The following is a 16,347-nucleotide window of genomic DNA, read 5'->3' on the forward strand; positions in this document are numbered from 1 at the left end:
GGTCACCAGCTGCCCTCTCCCGGCACCAGCCGCCCCGCCTTGCGGTATTCGCGGCGGGCCCCTTCGAGGAGGTCCGCCGCGGACACCGTGTCGTTGCGCCCGGCGGCGAGGTACGCGGCGGTGACGACGGCGCTGCGGATGGAGCCACCCGCCAGCTCGAACACATCGGCCAGCGGCGTGAGTTCGAGGTCGGGAGCGCTCGGCACATGGGTCAGGCCGTGCCGCCACAGGGCAAGCCGCTGCGCCGGATCCGGGAACGGGAAGTCGACGACCAGGTCGAGGCGCCGGGTGAACGCCTCGTCGATGTTGGCGCGCAGGTTGGTGGTGAGCAGCGCGATCCCGTCGAAGGACTCCAGCCGTTGGAGCAGATAGGCGCTCTCCATGTTGGCGTACCGGTCGTGCGCGTCCTTCACCTCGGACCGCTTGCCGAACACGGCGTCGGCCTCGTCGAAGAGGAGCACGGCGTCGGTGCGGTCGGCCTCCGTGAAGATCCGTTCGAGGTTCTTCTCGGTCTCGCCAACGTACTTGTCGACGATCGACGACAGCTGAACGACATAGAGATCCAGGCCGAGTTCGGCCGCGACGACCTCCGCCGACAGCGTCTTGCCGGTGCCGGACTCCCCCGCGAACAGACCGAGCACCCCGCGCCCCCGCCCGCCGCCCGCGCTGAGCCGCCAGTCGCCGAGGACGCGGTCGCGGTGCCGGGCGCGCAGGGCGAGTTCGTGCAGCTGGGTCAGGGACCGGTCGGGCAGGACGAGGTCCGTCCAGTCGACGGCGGGCCGGATCCGCCGGGCATGCTGTTCGAGCCCCGACGCCGACTGCTGTCTGGCGGCGAGCCGCAGATGGGCGGCGGTCAGCGGGGTCCCGTCGAACTGGGCGAGCCCCCGGGCCGCGCGGGCGGCGCGGGCGATGCGGTCGGCGCCGAGGTGGTACGTCGCGACGGTGGCCCGTACGTCGAAGCCGCTCTGCTCGCCGACGGCGTCCGTCCAGGCCCGCACCGCCGCGGCGCGCTGCCGGGGCGCCTCCAGGATCAGCGGATCGCTCTCGCACCACTGCGGGTCGTACGGCCGCGCACCGGCGATCAGCACGGAGACGTCGACGGCATCGGTCAACGCCTTTACCAGCGGGCCGGGTTGATCGGTCAGCCCGCTCACGACGACCGCGCGTCCGGTGAGCCGGGCCTCGCGCAGCACGTCGGGCACCCGTTCCACGGGGCCGGAGTAGCGTACGGCGGCCACTTTCGCCGCGTGCAGCGCGGCCGCCACGCACACGAGCCCGTCGCCTTCGTGACGTTCCCTCAGATACACGGTGAGGGGCTGCCCTTCGCCGAGCAGCGTGCCCAGCCGGTCCACGAAGCCGGTGAACTCCCCGTCCGCGCCCGCCTCTTGTTCCTCGTACGACCCGCTCGGCAGCGGCAGCGGGTGGAGGTGGCCGGTGAGGGTCGCGTCCGGGGTGTCGTCGCCGAGGAGGTGGGCCACGACCCGGTCGGGCACGCGCAACGAGCGGCTGAGGAAAGGGCGTTCGGGTTCCTCCACCGTGAGCAGGCCCAGCGCGGACAGCGGGGCCGTCGGGAGGAATCTGGCCCGGCCCGCGGCCTGGTGGGCCGGTATGCCGCACAGGTCCAGGGCGAGTCCGACGGTGGCCCTGCGGCGGCTGACGTCGTCGTTGAGGTAGCCGTAGAGGGGCTCGAAGGTGCGGTCCAGGTCGGGGGCGAGGGCGACGAGGAGGAGGACGGTGTCGAGGTCGGTCAGGCGGAGGGCGGCGAGCCGGTCGGCCGGGCCTTGTGCCGACTCCGGTGCGGGCGTGGATGGTTGCGGGGAGCGCAGGAGCAGGTGCCGTATCGCCTCTTCCGGGAGGTAGAGGCCGCGCATCGGGTCGCCGGCCGTGGGGTCGGTGGCGGACCGTCCGTCGACGAGCAGGGCGACGCGCTCACGGAGCCGGCCGAGGCGGGCGGTGAGGGCATCGGTCGCCGGCTCTGCGGCGAAGGCCTCCCTCGCCTCGTCCGTCACCGTCCTGTCGACGTCCCCGAGACCACCGACATCTCCGATGTCCCCGGTGACAATCATGTCGACGCCCCCGGCGTCCTCTTGCGCCGGGCGATCTCGCGCGACTCCCGTACCGCCGCTACCTGCCGCGGACGGTGGGCGCGTTCCTCCGGTGCCGGTTCGGTGCCGTCGAGGCCGCCGAGGCGGACCGCGGCGCCCTCGGTGACGGGCGGCCCGGCGTCGTATTCGGGGTAGGCCGGGAAGGGGGCGGTGACCACGAGGTCGAGGGACGGCTTGAGTTCGCCGCCGAGGGCGGACCAGATCTCCGCGAGAGAGCGGGACTCGGTCTGGATGCCGGCCACCGAGATCGGCACCGTCAGGCCCAGTTCACCGAGCGAACCGGGGAGTTCGGCGGGGGCGAGCAGTTCGCGCGGGATGAGGGTCGCCAACACGGCGGACAGCAGCCGGTGTTCGTCCTGCGGCCGTTTCGTCCACGCCGTCACCAGATACGACAGGCGGAACCAGCGTGGCGGCTGGCGACGCTTGACGACCACGTCCCGCTCGTCGCGCACGGCGACATGCCCGCGCTGACGCCGGTTCACGTCCTCGCGGATGTCGTACAAGTAGGTGTTGATCGTGGGGGTGTTGCGGCGGGCCGCCCAGTCTCGGGTCGGGGCGTCGAAGGAGACCTCGATGCCCGAACCGGCCAGTGCGCCGCCGCCGATCAGGTCCTTGAGGACCTCGTCCACCTCGTGGATCACCGCCGAACTCCCGCCCTGCCGTGCTGTCGTGCCCCGCGGTGTGCGTCGGGGCCCGGTACGCCCCTGTCGGCCGTCCCCCGATCGTGCCGTCCGAACTGGCCCTCCCCGCAAGCACCTTGGGGTCGTGGACAGGGCACGACACGCTGCCCGCGCGTGCCCCTTCGAGTGCCCGTTCGGTCAGATGTAGCCTTCCCGAAGGGCATGCGCCACGGCATGCGCCCGGTTGCGCAGGTGAAGGCGTGTGGTCAGTCCGTGCATGACGTTTTTGACGGTGCGTTCGGAATAGGAGAGCTTGCTGGCTATCTCTCCGGTGTCCAGTCCCTCGGCGACCAGCCGCAGGACGTCCACCTCACGCGGCGCGAGCCCCGAGGCGTGGACTCCGGACCGGCCCGCCGCGCTGCGATGCAGTGTCCCCACCTGTTCGACGAGCCGTCCGATGAGGTCGGCGGGCAGATCGCCGTCACCACGCGCGGCGGCGACCACGGCCTGCACCAGGCGGGGTGCGGTCGCCTCCCCGCGCCACACGATGGCGCCGACCCCGCACTCGATCACATCGAGCAACTCGGCTTCGCGCAGCGCCCCGACGACGAGCACGGCCCGCCCGCCCTCGCTGCGCACCAGTCGGCGCAGCCGGGTGAGCGCGGCCTCGTCGAGGGTGTCGGCGATGAACAGGGCGACCCTGCCGGGGCCGGTGTCGCTCTCCTCGCGGAGGTCGATCTCCGGGTATCTGCGCAGCTGGCTGAGGGCTCCCTCGCGGGAGATCGGGTCCGGGGCGTGCACCGCCACGGGTATCCGGTCGGCGGAGTCCCCCGTACCGGGGTGTGCGGGCCGCGATGAGCTGAGCAACGTTCTCCCTCGAATCCACATCCAACTACGTGCCACCCCAGTCGCGCTGGTGGCGGCCGTGTACTCCTCACCCTCACGGGGCGGACGGGGTGCGCGCAATCGTGGAGCACCACGAGGAGCACCACGAGATCGGACGTACGGCGGACCACGCGGAGTGAGCGGCGGGAACGGCGGAGGCGACCGGCACGACGGGTACGACGGAGACGAGGGGGGACCACGATGACGGGGACGAGGTCGGACGCCGCCATGTCCGCGCTGCCGCCCGAACACCGCGACGCGGCACGGATGTTGGCGGTGGAGGCGGCGTGGGCCAGAGCCGGTGCCGGTCGGCTCGTGCTGTTGCGCGGGGCCACGGGGACGGGTCGTACCACGGTGCTGGAGGCGGCCGTGGCGGACGCCCGGGCGCACGGTATGCGGGTGCTGCGGGCGCGCTGTTCACCGCGGGACCAGGGGGTGCCGTACGCGACCGTGCTGCAACTGATGGCGCCGGTCCCGGAGTTCGGGGAGGCGGCGTTCGCGGGGGACGACCGGGCGGGCGCCGCGCTGTTCCGGCGGGTGCTGCACTCGTACTCCGACCGGGCGCCGCTGCTGATCGCGGTGGACGACGTCCATCTCGCGGACCCGGCCTCGCACCGCTGGCTGGTCGAATCCGCCCGGCACGTCGACCGATTACGGATTCTGCTGGTCGCCACGGAGCGCAGCCAGTACGACATCGATCCCCCGGCCCCGGGCCTGACCCACACCCTCTCCCCCGCCCTCGTGCGCACCCTCACCCTGGCCCCCCTCACCCCTGACTCGGCAGCGGAGCTGGTGCGTTCGGCGCACGCGGACGCCTCGGCGTCCTGGGTCGACGACTGCGTACGGGCGGGCGCGGGCAATCCGCTGCTGCTGCGGGCCCTGCTCGACGACCTCGGTGCCGGGCGGCATCCGACCGTGCCGACGACGTCGGCGGCGCTGTACCCGGGCGCGTATCCGGCCGCCGTGTCCTGGTGGTTGGACAGCGCGGGCCCTGGCACGGGCGAGGTCGCGCGGGCGCTGGCCGCGCTGGACGAGGGCTGGGACGGGGACGCGCCGAGGGAGCTGCCGAACGGCGTCACCCGTCCCGACACGGCCTGTCCGTCCGATGAACTGGCCTCGCTGATCGCCGAGTTGGCGGGGGCCGACCCGGCGCGGGTGGCCGGCTGGCTCACCGCGATGACCGGACTCGGAGTGCTGCGCCCCGACCTCGACGGGCGTCCGCGGTACGCGCATCCCCTCCTGCGCGACGCGGTCCTCACCGGCGTACCCGCGGCCAGACGGCGGGCCGCGCACGCGGCGGCGGCCGGGACGATGCACCGGCACGGCGTCTCACCCGACACGGTCGCCCGGCAGTTACTGCTGTCCGATCCCGTGGGCGAGCCGTGGACGTCGGCCGCGCTCCAGGAGGCCGCCTCGCTCGCGCTGCGCGACGGCCGCACGGACGACGCCGCCGCCTTCCTGCGCCGCACCCTGCGCGAGCCGCTGACGGACACCCACCGGCAGCGCCTGCTGACCGAACTGGGCTCCCTGGAGTACAAGGCGCACGCCACCTCGGCCGGAATCCCCCGCCTGAGCGAGGCGTTACGGCTGCCGGGCGCGCCGCAGGACACGGTGCGCGCGGCCGTCGCGCTCGGTACGGCGCTGGCCGGCCGGGGCAGGACCGTGGCCGCGGTGGACGTACTGCGCACGGTGGAGGACGAGTTGACGGACCGTCCGCAGCTGATCCGGACGCTCCAGACCGCCTCGGTGCTGCTGTCCGAGCAGGACCCGTCGGTGCGCAAGGAGGTGTACCGGTGGCTGTGCGACGCCGCCCAGCGCGCGCCGGAGCTGGTCGGCACGGCCGGTCACGCGCTGGTCGTGCGGCACGAGGCCACCGCCGGGCTGATCTCGGCCGCGGAGGCGATGGGGCGGCTGCGGGCGCTGCTCGCCCAGCCCGCCGACCCGCAGACGGAGCCGTTCCTGATCGGTACGGCCGCCGCGGTCGCCCAGTGGGCCGACGAACTCCTCGAAGCGGAACGGCTGTTGGAGTCCGGCCTGGTGGGTCAGCGGCCCGACCTGCTGCACCCGATGCACGAGGCGCTGGCCAACGTACGGGCCGACATCCTGGCCGCCCGCGGCGAGCACGCGCGGCTGCTCGCCGAGCCGTGGGCGCGCGACCCGGCGCGCACCACGCCCTCCAACCGCCAGGCCCATGTGCTGCTTTCGCTCGTGGCGACCGGCGAGGAGGCACGCGCCGTACGGTTCGCGGAAAGTCTCGATCTGCGGTCGGCGCCTGATTCCTGGGAGGTGAACCGCTTCCTCTACGCGCGGGGGGTGGCGCGCGCCGCGACCGGCGACACGGCGGGCGCGCTGCACGACTTCCTGGAGTGCGGGCGCCGTCAGTCGGCCCGAGAGGTGGTCAGCCCGATCGTCACGCCGTGGCGGACGGCCGCCGCCGAGTGCCGTCTCGCCCTGGGCCGCCCCCAGGAGGCCATCGCCCTGGCGGAGGAGGAGCTGCGGCTCGCCCGGGTGTGGAACACGCCCCGCACGGTGGGCCGTTCGCTGCGCGTCCTGGCCGAGGCGACCGGCGGCAGGCACGGTCTGGAGCTGGCCGAGGAGGCCGTACGGCTGCTGCGGGGCGCGCCCGAAGGGACGGAGACCGAGTTGGTGTCGGCGTTGATCGCGCAGGGGCGGGGGCTGACCGCGGCCGGTGACCGGGGGCGGGCGAGGGCCTGTCTGCGGGAGGCCGCGGAGCGGGCCGAGCGGTTGGGGGCGGCGCGCCAATGGGCCCTGGCCGAGGAGGCGTTGGGCGAGAGCGGTGCCCGGCGCACGGCCTCGGCGCGGACCGGGTCACGGTCTCTCACGAGCAGTGAGCGGCGGATCGCGGAGCTGGCCGCCGAGGGGCGGACGAACACCGAGATAGCGGATCTGCTGCACCTGGCGCGCCGCACGGTGGAGACCCATCTCACCAGTTCCTACCGAAAGTTGGGCATCCACCGGCGGGGCGAGCTGTCCGGGGTGCTGGGGGGCGCTGGCGGGAAGTGACCGGCGCGCGGCGGATGTTGGACACGTCCGCCGCGCACCGACGGCCGCCTGCCACGCGGTGTGCGTGACAGGCGGCCGTCGGCTGTGTGCTGTGCTCGCTTGCGGTCGGCTACTTCTTGCGCGTACTGGCCGTCGGCTTGGGCTGCTCGGTGCCCTCCGCGCGGACGGTGCTGTGGCCCTTCTTGGGGACGTGGCGGGGCACGACGTCCTGGGGGAAGGTGAGTTGTTCGTTCATCCACTTGAGGGTGGCGGGCATCTCCCGCACCCAGGTGGGGAAGTTGTGGCTGCCGGTCTCGGGCAGGATCGACGCGACGCGCATGGGGGCCTTGACGGCCTTGATGAAGGCGACGGTCTGCGGGTAGCCGCGCTCGCCGTGCTTGCTGTCGGCGACCAGGACGGAGACCTGGGGCACGGGCAGGTGCTTCAGCCGCCACATCAGGTCGTGCCCGTTGACCCGGTTCACCCGGCCGAGTCCGCTGCCGAAGAGGTTGCCGGTGGTGGGGTCGTCCTTGATCTTGTAGTCGGGCGAGAGCGCCCCGGCCGTCGTGTACACGTGCGGGTTGCGCATCGTGAGCTGGAGGGCGCAGGTGCCCCCGGAGGAGTACCCCATGACGCCCCAGGCGCTGGCGTCGTGGCCCACGCGGTAGACGGACTTGAGGGCCTGCGGGAGGTCCTTGGCGAGGAAGGTCTCGGTCTGCGGGCCGCCCGGGACGTTCACGCACTCGGTGTCGCGCGGCGGGGCGATCGTCGGCCGGATCATCACCATGATGGTCGGCTGCATCTGCCCGCTCTTCTGCAGCTGCCCGGCGGTCTGCGACACCCGCAGGTACTGCGCGAGGTTGAAGATGCTGCCCGGGTAGCCGCTGAGCGCGACGACGACGGGGAAGCGCTGACGGGCGTAGGCCTTCTGGAAGTACTGCGGCGGGAGGTAGACGAACGCCGGGTCGACCACGCCCGTACGACGCCCTATGACCTTGACGGACTCCACCTTGCCGTTCACCGCGGGGTTGCCGCTCGGCAGTCCGCTGACCCGGCTCAGCTGCTCGTCGCCTGCGGGCTGCACCAGGGCGCCCTTCACGGCGACGGCGGCGGTGCCAGCGCTGTTGTGACCGTCGGCCTGGGTCACGCCGACGGGGGCGGTGTCGACATTGCCGAACAGCTCGCCCCACGATCCGAAGAACTGGTACGAGGAGTTCAGCCAGCACGCGAACGCCGCGATGATGGTGACCTGAGTCACCCCAATGGCTGCCAGCCGCCCGAGCACATGCCGCACGCCCGGACTGGCGAGCCGCGGCCACACCCAGACCAGCAGCGCCACGCAGACGGCAGCCACGGCCGCCACCACATAAACGGTAGTCTCGCTGGTCAAACCCATGCCACTCAGTCCCCGGTTTCCTTGCCTGTGCTGTTTCCTTCACACAGAAGGAGGGTTACGGACCCTTCTGCGTTCCTCAACGAGCACGAATAGGACAAAGAAGCGGGTCCGTGCGGGTTTCCACGGACGGCCTCACGCCAGGTTTACGGCTGCCCGCCCGCTGTCGGCCGGAGCGTCCGTCCCTCATGCGTAAGGTCGCGCCGCGCCCCGTCGTCCGGCCCGACCCGGTAGGTTTCGCAGCGGCCCGAAGGAGTCGACTCCGGGGAGGGGAACGGCATGGCGACGGACGATTCCGCCCTGCGGTCCGGCCCGGACGACGCCAACTCGGCGGACGGGCACGGCAGATCGGCCGGAAACGGCCGCCTCGCGGACCGGCTGGCGTCCGCGCGGTTGCAGTACTTCGTCGGCAGACACGAGGAACTCGCCCTGTTCCGGCGCGCGTTGGCCGGTGAGCCCGGCGCACCGATGGTCATCGTGCTGCACGGCCCGGGCGGCATGGGCAAGAGCGCCCTGCTGCAGCGCTTCGCCGCGGAGGCGCGCGCCGCCGGCCGTCCGGTCGTGGGCGTCGACGCCCGTGCGGTCGAGCTCTCGCCGTCGGCCTTCGAGGCGGCGACCGCCGAGGTCTTCCTCCGTGACAACGCTGTCCTGCTCGTCGACGACTTCGAGCGCTACCGGGACATGGAGGAGTGGATACGCGACCGCTTCCTGCCCCGGTTACCGGCGGGTGCCCTGGTCGTCGTCGCCGGACGGCACGCACCGGACCCGCTCTGGAAGGCCGACCTGGCGTGGAGCGAGGTCCTCCAGGTCGTACCGCTGCGGGAGTTGGGGCCCGCCGACTCTGCCGCGCTGCTCACCGCACAGGGCGCCGACCCCGCACTGCACGCGGCCCTGCTCCGGTTCGCCGCCGGCCATCCGCTGGCCCTGCGCCTGGTCGCGGAGGCCGCGACCCACGACAACACCTCGACCGACGAGGTCTTCTGGGCGCCCCTGCGCACGGTCGTCGACCGCCTGCTGACCCACATGGTCGGCAAGCCGCCCACACCCGCCCATCGCCGGGCCCTGGAGGTGTGCGGCCATGTCGCCGACACCACCGAGGAGTTGCTGCGCGTGGCGCTGCCCGACGAGGACGCCACCGAACTCTTCGCCTGGCTGCGGCAGTTGTCGTGCATGAAGTCGGGCCCCTTCGGGGTGTGCCCCTACGACGTCGTCCGCGACGCCCTCGACAGCGACTTCCGCTGGCGCGACCCGGAGCGCTACAAGGCCATGCACCGCACGATCCGCCGCCACCTCGTGGAGCGGGTGCGCAACGCGCCGGAGAAGGAAGCCCTGCGCGCCGCAGGGGAGTTCAACCACATCGTGTCCAGGGCCCAGTGGCTGAGGGAGTTCCAGGGCGACCGGAACGAACCCGCCGTCCACGAGGAGCCGATGCGCCCCGAGGACGCCCCCGCACTGATCGAACTGACCCGGCGCGTCGAGGGCGAGCACAACGCCCGTACGGTCTCCTACTGGTTGGGACGCCAGCCCGAGGCGTTCCACGTCCACCGGCACTGTCACACCGGCGAACTCCTGGGCTTCATGGCCTGGTTGAGGATCGACGGCCTCGACGACGAGACCCGGGCGGCCGACCCCGTGGTGGCGGAGGCATGGGAGCTCGTCTGCGCGATGACTCCCCCGCGCCAGGGCGAACACCTCGGTGTGGCGCGGTTCATGGTCCACGCGGAGCATCACCACCGCCCCTCACGCTCGTGGGACGCGGTGCGTACGCGGATCGTCTTCGAGGTGCTGCGCGCCAAACACTGCGCCTGGTCCTGCTTCGTCAGCGCCGAACCCAAGTTCTGGGCACCGCTGTTGACGTACCTGGGCATGTTCCAGCCGCCCCGCGGGGCCGTCCACGCCGATCGCGGGTACGGCCTGTTCTGCCACGACTGGCGGGCCGCGCGGGTGGACGAGTGGGCCGACGGCATCGACGCGCGCCTGCTCGGCGGGGCACCGGCAGTGGCCGCCGGGAAGCCCAGGTCCCCGCTGACACCGCTCAGTCGGGAGGAGTCGGACGCCGCCGTCCGGGAGGCGCTGCGGGGCTGGCTCGACCCCGGCGGGCTCACCGACAACGCGCTGCTGCGCGGCCGTCTGGTGGAGGAACTCAGTGAGGGCGACCCGGTGACCGCCCTGCGCGAGCTGATCGGCAAGGCCGTGGAGCGGCTCAACGCCCATCCCCGTACCCGGCATCTGCACGATGTCCTGACGCTGACGTACCACTCGACGTCCACGCAGGACGCGGTGGCGCGGAAGCTCAACCTGGCGTTCAGCACGTATCGCAGGCATCTGGCGCGGGCGCTGGACGAGGTGCGGGAGACGGTGTGGGAGTGGGAGGTGCACGGCCGGATCAGGACGGAGCAGGAGCCGAACCGGGAGCATCCGTAGGCGAGTTGGGCGGGTTGGGCGAGGGACCAAGTGCGGCCGGTTCGACCGCACGGCAGTGGCCCCCCGGGATCGTTCGGGAGCCACTGCCGTCGCCGTCTGCCGGCCTCGCTTACTTGGCGGCCTTGTAGAACGCGTACGTGGCCGTGTACTGCACGCTGACCTGGTCCGAACTGGTGCCGGTGCAGGCGGTGGTGGGCGCGACGCCGCCGCTCGTGTTGAGCCGCTGGACGTAGGTGACGTCGGCGAAGGTGCCGGTGCCGCGGGTGGCGGTGGCCTTCAGCAGCAGCTCGGGGATGGTGCCCGTCTTGGGCGAGTTGGCGATCGCGGAGCCGTTGACCGCGCTGCCGTCCACCGTGGACACCCAGACCGGGCCGCGGGAGTGCAGGGCGACGGGACGCTTGGTGCGGTCGTTCTTGGCCCACAGGGTGGCGGCCGGCTCCAGCAGCGTCCAGGCGCTGTTGACGCAGGTGTACGTCTGGACGCCGGCGGCGGAGAAGACGCCGGTGAGGCGGTTGCCGTCGGGGACCTTCAGCGCGTCGGGCACGGTGACGCCGAGGCGGACGGGCGGCTGCGGGGTGGCCGCCTGGCCGACGGTCGCGCTCACGAGCGTGCCGGCGGTCACGGCGGTGAGGGCCGCGGTGGTGAGGACGAGACGTTTGGCGATCTTCATCGGTGTGTCTCCAGAGCAATGTCCGAACAGGGGGGCGGGGAACCGGACTTCAAGGTGATCTTCCGGTCGGTTTCCCGGTCGGTCTCCCGGTCTTCCTTCAGGGCGATCGGATGATCTTCGGCCCCGCTGCCGCAATGTATGGCGGAATACTCACGCTCAGGTTGCCACCTTCTGATCGACTTCTGACCACTACTGCTCACCGGTACTGCTCACCGGGGGCACGGGTCAGCCCGCCGACTGGAACGCCCGGCCGGCCGCGGTCGTGGTCGTACCGTCCGTGAACAGACCGCTGCTCGGCTTCGACGGGTCCGCGCCCAGCCCGAACCACGCGTAGCGCTGCACGTACGGCAGCCCGTCGAGCGCCTTGGTGGACGCGGTGACGAAGTCGGCCTGCTGTTGCGCGGTCGGGAAGCGGGTCCCCTGGGAGAAGTCGATCAGCGCGTACTCGGTGAGCCAGATCGGCTTGTGATAGCGCTCGTAGACCGCGGCCAGGTAGGACTTCAGCTGCTCGACGGCCTGCGGGGTGCGGAAGTCGCCGCCGTACCAGTGCAGCGTGATGAAGTCGACCCGGTACCCCTTCGCCTGCGCCCCGGACATGAACCGGTCCAGCCAGCCGCCCGCCGTGTCCCCGCCGTAGGCGACCGCCGGGCTGCCGAGGATCTTGCCCGCCCCCATGAGCTTGGGCCACAGCTCCAGCGCCTGCTCGACGGTCATGTTCGACTGCTGCGCCATGTCCGGTTCGTTGAACCCCAGCAGATACGGCCCGTACGACCGCGCCTGCGCGAGCGAGGAGTCGGTGACGGACGACGCGCCCCAGATCATGGGCACGAACGACCCCGAGGACGGTGTGGTGACCCCCGAGTGCTGCGTGGACCAGGTGTAGTACCAGCTCGCCCCGCTCGCGGCCAGCGCCTGGCTCACTCCGCCGAACGACCACACCCCGACGCCCTTCTTGGCACCGGAGGCGATGTGCGCGGGGGCGGCGGCGGTGCGCTTCGAGGGCGAGGGACTCGGCTTGGCCTTCGGGGTCGGGCTCGGGGACGCGCTCGGCGAGACCGAAGGGCTGGCTGTCGGACTCGGGGCGGCGCTGACCGCCGGCGCGTGCGAGGCGGAGGGCGACGCGACAGCCGCCGTGGACGAGGAACCGCCCGTCAGCCGGGGCGCGACCAGGGCCGCCACCACGGCGACGGCGACCGCGGCCGAACCACCGACGACCTGCTTTCCGATACGACCGGACCGGCGGCCGTGTCGGCGACGTGCGGATCGTGAAGGCGCCGATGTGTGTTCTGCGGGCGCGGCCGAACCTCCATGTCCCGTAACGGCGTTGAGCACCCGCGCCGGATCGAGACCTGGGGGCACCGCCACCAGCGGGAGGCCGCTCAGCAGCCGGTCCATCGGGAGCAGGCCCTCGTCCATCCCCTCGCACACCCCGCAGCCACGGATGTGCCGGGCAAAGCGCTTACGCCACAAGGCACTTGGGGTTCCGTCCCAGGCGGCGGCCGTCTCGTCCAGCTCGACACAGCGCGGCACGGCGACCAGCGCCCGCACCACGACCCGCGAGACCTCCATCTGCTTCTTCATCCGCTGCACGCGGACGGAGGCGTGCCGGTCGGAGAGCCCCAACGCACCGGCCAGATCGGCGCGTTCGAGTTCGCCGGTCTCCCCCAGCCACCACAGGGACAGCAGTTCCTGGTCGTCGGGGTCGAGCCAGCGCGTGGCCTCGGCGACCTCACGGCGCTGCTCGGTCAACCCCAGCCGCAGGATGGTCAGTCCGGCGAAGTCGAGCGCGGGGTCGGTGATCGCCTCCGCGTCCTCGAGGTGCGCCCTGCGGTCGCGGTCGGCGGCCCGTAGCTGCTCGCGGTCGCGCACCTGCCGGATGGTGATGGCCACCAGCCACGACCGGAACGCGGCCGGATCCCGCAGCTTCGGCAGTCCCCGCACCATGCGCAACAGCGTCTCCTGTACGACGTCATCGACGTCGGCGTGACCGTTCAGGGCCCGGCCGACGATGTTGTAGACCAGCGGCAGGCACTGCGTCACCAGGTGGTCCAGGGCCTGCCGGTCACCCGCGCACGCGGCCGTCACCACACCCGAATCGGGTCCGCTCCTGGGCTTCTTGGGCATCTGGTTCGTTCCTCCGCGTGTGGTCCGGCCGTGCTGTGTCCCTGATTCGGAGACCGCCGGCGCGCGCAAGGACAACAGAAATCGGCCGGTCGGCTCGAAATTTATGTTGTCGAGCCGCCGTCGAGAAGGTCACCGATACGCGAGAACGCATCCGGAGAGCATCAGGAAGGCGCGAGAACGATGGCACGAGGACGCAGAAGACACGGCGCGGGACTCCGACGACCGCGCCGCCGCTGGTGGTTCGCCGCGGTCGCCGCCCTCGCGACGGCGGCGACCGTACTGATCGCCTACGGCGCATGGACACCGTCGGGGACGGCCGGCACGCGCGCCACGGCCCACCAGGACGCGGACACGGCGGCGCGACCCTCGGCCTCGCGAAGCACGTCACCCTCACCCTCCCTTTCGCCGTCGCCCTCGTCGAGCCGCAGTGCCGCCAACTCCCCCTCGCCCAAGGCAAAGACGTCGAAGCGGAGCACCCGGAAGCCGGTCACGGCCTCGGACGCACCGGCGCGGCAGCCCAGCACGGCCCCTGCGGGCAAACGCCTGATCACGGTCGTCAACCGCACCCCGAAGACGGTCTGGGCGATCGTCACCGACACCGCCCTCTACCCGGCGGGCCGCCAACTCGGCCCGGGCCAGAGCGTGTCGGTGACCGTGGCGAACAACTGGGGCGGCCGGATCTGGGGCCGCACGGGCTGCACCTCGACGGCCGCGGGCCACTGCGCGACCGGCGACTGCACCAGCGTGTGCGAGGGCGCCAACCCGCCCACCACACTGGGTGAGTTCACGTTCGACGCGTATGCCGGGTTGGACTTCTACGACGTGAGCATGGTCGACGGTTCGAACCTGCCGATGTACATCAACATCTCGCACACCACGACCGTCGACCCGGTCAGTTCCTCGGGCTGCTACAAGGGGGTCTGCACCTCGGACGTGGACTGCCCCGCCGCGATGCGGGCGACCTCGGGCGGGCAGGTCGTCGGCTGCGAGCCGCCTTGCGCGGCGTTCGGCGGCGACACGTACTGCTGTCGCGGCGCCTGGGCGGGCCGCGACCACTGCGTCCCCGCGAAGTGGCCGGTCGACTACACCCAGGTCTTCAAGCGGGCGGCGCCGTACGCCTATTCGTACGCCTTCGACGACGGGGCGACGATGCCGTGCAAGGGGGCCTGTTATTACCGGGTGACGTTCGGGACGACGGGGTCGTAGCGCGTGGTCCGACGGCTTCGACGGCTGTGAGGCCTCCGGTGTCGGTGCGCGCGGCTCGATGTCAGTGGCTCCGCGTACCTTTTCCCTGACCGTCCGGACGGGCCGGCTGGTCAGGGGAGGGACGGGACATGGAGTGGTCGGGGGACGCGCGGCTTGCCGCCGGGCCGGAGGCCGTCCGGTATCTGGAGGCGGCGTTCACGCCCGGCGCGCAGTTGGGGACGGTGTACGACGATCCGTCGACGCCCGTGATAGTCACGGGAGTTGAGCGGATGACCACCATCCGCATCCCCAGCGGCCGCCTGATCGTGGACGCGCCGTGGCACGACGACGAGATCTTCGACTACAAGAACGGCTCACCGACCAGTCCCCCGCGCGAGCTGGCCGTGCGGATCCCGCCGGGCACCTATCCGGTGGAGATCGCCTGGACGGCGGGGCCGTACGAGTTCATGGGCGAGCACTTCGACGGGATCGCGTGCGCCGCGACCCGGATACGTCTGAGCGATGAGCCCGTGGCCGGGTGGGAGATGGGTCTGGGGATCCACGACGCCGTCGACCGGCTCCAGCCGGGCGAGCAGGTCCGGTTCTACTCGGACGCCAACGTCGGCTGCTTCGCCGACGCCGAGGCGTGGCCGACCCTGGTCGCGCCGTTCCGCACGTTCGTGGACGGCAGACCGGTGCCGCGCGATTCCGAGCAACTGCCGTACAGCTGCGAGCGGTTGAGCGACGAGACGCTCCAGGCCGACCCCGTCACGTTCACCGCGGAGTCGGGCGGCGTGGTGTGGCTGGGGCGCACCAGGAGCGGCGCGGTGGCCACGATCGTGGTGTCCAGCGGGGAACTCTGACGCCGAGGCGTGACGCGGTGCTTCCGGCGGGGGCGGGACGGGGCTCGGTTCAGCGCTCCGGGGTGGTCTCCGGTTCCGTGGTGCGGGCCGCGCGGGCGTAGCGGGCGGCGAGATGCCTGAAGGCGGTGGCCAGTCGGGGCGGGCCGACGACCTCGATGTCGGTGTCGAAGCGGGCGAGGGCGGCGGCGAGTCCGGTCCATGACCAGGAGCCGAGGACCAACCGGCAGTGCCGGGGCCCGAGTTCCTCGACGATCCCGTCCCCGGCGAAGGGCGCGACCTCGGCGGCCGGGAGGTGGAGGATCACCTCGCCTCGGCAGGGCCAGTCGGTGGTGGTGCCGTCGTTGCCGCGGAACCGGCTGGTGACGAAGGCGGAGACGGTGTCGCCGGGGAGGTCGCGCGGGGCGAAGCGGGGTCCTGTGGGGGTGCGGGGCCGGATGCGGTCGACGCGGAACGTACGCCAGTCCTCGCGGTGGAGGTCCCAGGCCACCAGGTACCAGCGCTGACGCCAGGTGACCAGGTGGTGGGGCTGTACGCGGCGGACGTCTTCGGCCGAAGTGCCGTGAGCCTGGGGGTAGTCGAAGCGCAGTTCCTCGTGGGCGTGGATGACGCGGCTCAGCTCCATCAGGACCTGAGTGTCGACCTGGCCGGGGGTGTCGTCGGCCGCGGGTGGTCGGACCGCGGTGACGTGCACCAGGTCGATGCGGTGGCGCAGCCGGGGCGGCATGACCTGGCGCAAGGTGGCCAGCGCGCGGGAGGCGTCCTCGGCGACGGTGGTGCCGGCCGCCGCGGTCCGCAGCGCCACGGCCAGGGCCACGGCCTGCGCGTCGTCGAACAGCATCGGCGGCAGATGGGTACCGGCCTCCAGGCGGTAACCGCCGGCTGGTCCCTTGACGGACCTGATCGGGTAGTCGAGCTCGCGCAGACGGTCGATGTCACGGCGCACCGTACGCGAGGTGATCCCGAGTCGCTCGGCGAGATCGTCCCCCGACCAGTCACGGGGCGTCTGGAGGAGCGAGAGCAACGCGAGCAACCGGGCGGACGTCTTCTGCATGACACCCATCCTCCCGGAAGTACC

At 72.2% G+C, this 16,347-nt stretch carries 11 protein-coding genes; 4 read left to right on the forward strand and 7 right to left on the reverse strand.

The genetic code is table 11. From position 1 onward, the window contains the following. Positions 1 to 2: 2 nt before the first annotated feature. The 3 genes from OHT77_RS10925 to OHT77_RS10935 form a co-directional block, all read right to left on the reverse strand. The gene (locus tag OHT77_RS10925) at positions 3 to 2,066 is read right to left on the reverse strand and encodes an ATP-binding protein (protein ID WP_328828024.1); all 2,064 of its coding nucleotides are present in this window, start codon (positions 2,064 to 2,066) and stop codon (positions 3 to 5) included. Then, complete coding sequence (locus OHT77_RS10930) at positions 2,063 to 2,746, reverse strand: DUF4255 domain-containing protein (RefSeq protein WP_328828025.1); 684 nt, start codon at positions 2,744 to 2,746, stop codon at positions 2,063 to 2,065. The genes OHT77_RS10925 and OHT77_RS10930 overlap by 4 nt, the downstream gene beginning before the upstream one ends. 177 nt (positions 2,747 to 2,923) lie before the next feature. Next, complete coding sequence (locus tag OHT77_RS10935) at positions 2,924 to 3,592, reverse strand: helix-turn-helix transcriptional regulator (RefSeq protein ID WP_328828026.1); 669 nt, start codon at positions 3,590 to 3,592, stop codon at positions 2,924 to 2,926. A gap of 246 nt (positions 3,593 to 3,838) precedes the next feature. On the opposite strand from OHT77_RS10935, the gene OHT77_RS10940 reads away from it, so the two are divergent. Continuing rightward, positions 3,839 to 6,634, forward strand: a complete 2,796-nt coding sequence (locus tag OHT77_RS10940) for a LuxR C-terminal-related transcriptional regulator (RefSeq protein WP_443048204.1) — start codon at positions 3,839 to 3,841, stop codon at positions 6,632 to 6,634. Positions 6,635 to 6,743: 109 nt separating this feature from the next. Here the strand turns inward: OHT77_RS10940 and OHT77_RS10945 are convergent, their stop codons facing one another. Next, the gene (locus OHT77_RS10945) at positions 6,744 to 8,009 is read right to left on the reverse strand and encodes an alpha/beta hydrolase (RefSeq protein WP_328828027.1); all 1,266 of its coding nucleotides are present in this window, start codon (positions 8,007 to 8,009) and stop codon (positions 6,744 to 6,746) included. Positions 8,010 to 8,285: 276 nt separating this feature from the next. Here OHT77_RS10945 and OHT77_RS10950 point away from each other — a divergent pair, with 276 nt between their 5' ends. After that, complete coding sequence (locus OHT77_RS10950) at positions 8,286 to 10,430, forward strand: ATP-binding protein (RefSeq protein ID WP_328828029.1); 2,145 nt, start codon at positions 8,286 to 8,288, stop codon at positions 10,428 to 10,430. A gap of 109 nt (positions 10,431 to 10,539) precedes the next feature. On the opposite strand, the gene OHT77_RS10955 is transcribed toward OHT77_RS10950, so the two are convergent. Together OHT77_RS10955 and OHT77_RS10960 are read right to left on the reverse strand one after the other, a co-directional pair. Next, on the reverse strand, positions 10,540 to 11,100 hold the full coding sequence (locus OHT77_RS10955; protein WP_266773598.1) for a DUF3455 domain-containing protein: 561 nt from the start codon (positions 11,098 to 11,100) through the stop codon (positions 10,540 to 10,542). 225 nt (positions 11,101 to 11,325) lie between these two features. Then, positions 11,326 to 13,224 (reverse strand): sigma-70 family RNA polymerase sigma factor, encoded by a 1,899-nt coding sequence (locus tag OHT77_RS10960; protein WP_328828031.1) that lies wholly within the window; start codon positions 13,222 to 13,224, stop codon positions 11,326 to 11,328. 180 nt (positions 13,225 to 13,404) lie between these two features. Here OHT77_RS10960 and OHT77_RS10965 point away from each other — a divergent pair, with 180 nt between their 5' ends. Both OHT77_RS10965 and OHT77_RS10970 read left to right on the forward strand, forming a co-directional pair. After that, positions 13,405 to 14,430: a thaumatin family protein gene (locus OHT77_RS10965; protein WP_328828032.1), complete on the forward strand. Its 1,026-nt coding sequence runs from the start codon at positions 13,405 to 13,407 to the stop codon at positions 14,428 to 14,430. A 128-nt stretch (positions 14,431 to 14,558) separates the two neighbouring features. Next, positions 14,559 to 15,272, forward strand: a complete 714-nt coding sequence (locus OHT77_RS10970; protein WP_328828033.1) for a DUF4241 domain-containing protein — start codon at positions 14,559 to 14,561, stop codon at positions 15,270 to 15,272. A 49-nt stretch (positions 15,273 to 15,321) separates the two neighbouring features. Here OHT77_RS10970 and OHT77_RS10975 read toward each other — a convergent pair whose 3' ends face one another. Then, on the reverse strand, positions 15,322 to 16,323 hold the full coding sequence (locus OHT77_RS10975; protein ID WP_328828035.1) for a helix-turn-helix transcriptional regulator: 1,002 nt from the start codon (positions 16,321 to 16,323) through the stop codon (positions 15,322 to 15,324). Positions 16,324 to 16,347: the final 24 nt, after the last annotated feature.

This window comes from Streptomyces sp. NBC_00252 (genome assembly GCF_036187565.1).
In the GTDB taxonomy this organism is placed as follows: domain Bacteria; phylum Actinomycetota; class Actinomycetes; order Streptomycetales; family Streptomycetaceae; genus Streptomyces.

What these genes read in the sequence shown, in the direction of transcription:
- OHT77_RS10925 (WP_328828024.1), bottom strand. Translation starts at nt 2,066, where the DNA reads ATGATTGTCACCGGGGACATCGGAGATGTCGGTGGTCTCGGGGACGTC.
- OHT77_RS10940 (WP_443048204.1), top strand. Translation starts at nt 3,839, where the DNA reads ATGTCCGCGCTGCCGCCCGAACACCGCGACGCGGCACGGATGTTGGCG.
- OHT77_RS10945 (WP_328828027.1), bottom strand. Translation starts at nt 8,009, where the DNA reads ATGGGTTTGACCAGCGAGACTACCGTTTATGTGGTGGCGGCCGTGGCT.
- OHT77_RS10950 (WP_328828029.1), top strand. Translation starts at nt 8,286, where the DNA reads ATGGCGACGGACGATTCCGCCCTGCGGTCCGGCCCGGACGACGCCAAC.
- OHT77_RS10955 (WP_266773598.1), bottom strand. Translation starts at nt 11,100, where the DNA reads ATGAAGATCGCCAAACGTCTCGTCCTCACCACCGCGGCCCTCACCGCC.
- OHT77_RS10960 (WP_328828031.1), bottom strand. Translation starts at nt 13,224, where the DNA reads ATGCCCAAGAAGCCCAGGAGCGGACCCGATTCGGGTGTGGTGACGGCC.
- OHT77_RS10965 (WP_328828032.1), top strand. Translation starts at nt 13,405, where the DNA reads ATGGCACGAGGACGCAGAAGACACGGCGCGGGACTCCGACGACCGCGC.
- OHT77_RS10970 (WP_328828033.1), top strand. Translation starts at nt 14,559, where the DNA reads ATGGAGTGGTCGGGGGACGCGCGGCTTGCCGCCGGGCCGGAGGCCGTC.
- OHT77_RS10975 (WP_328828035.1), bottom strand. Translation starts at nt 16,323, where the DNA reads ATGCAGAAGACGTCCGCCCGGTTGCTCGCGTTGCTCTCGCTCCTCCAG.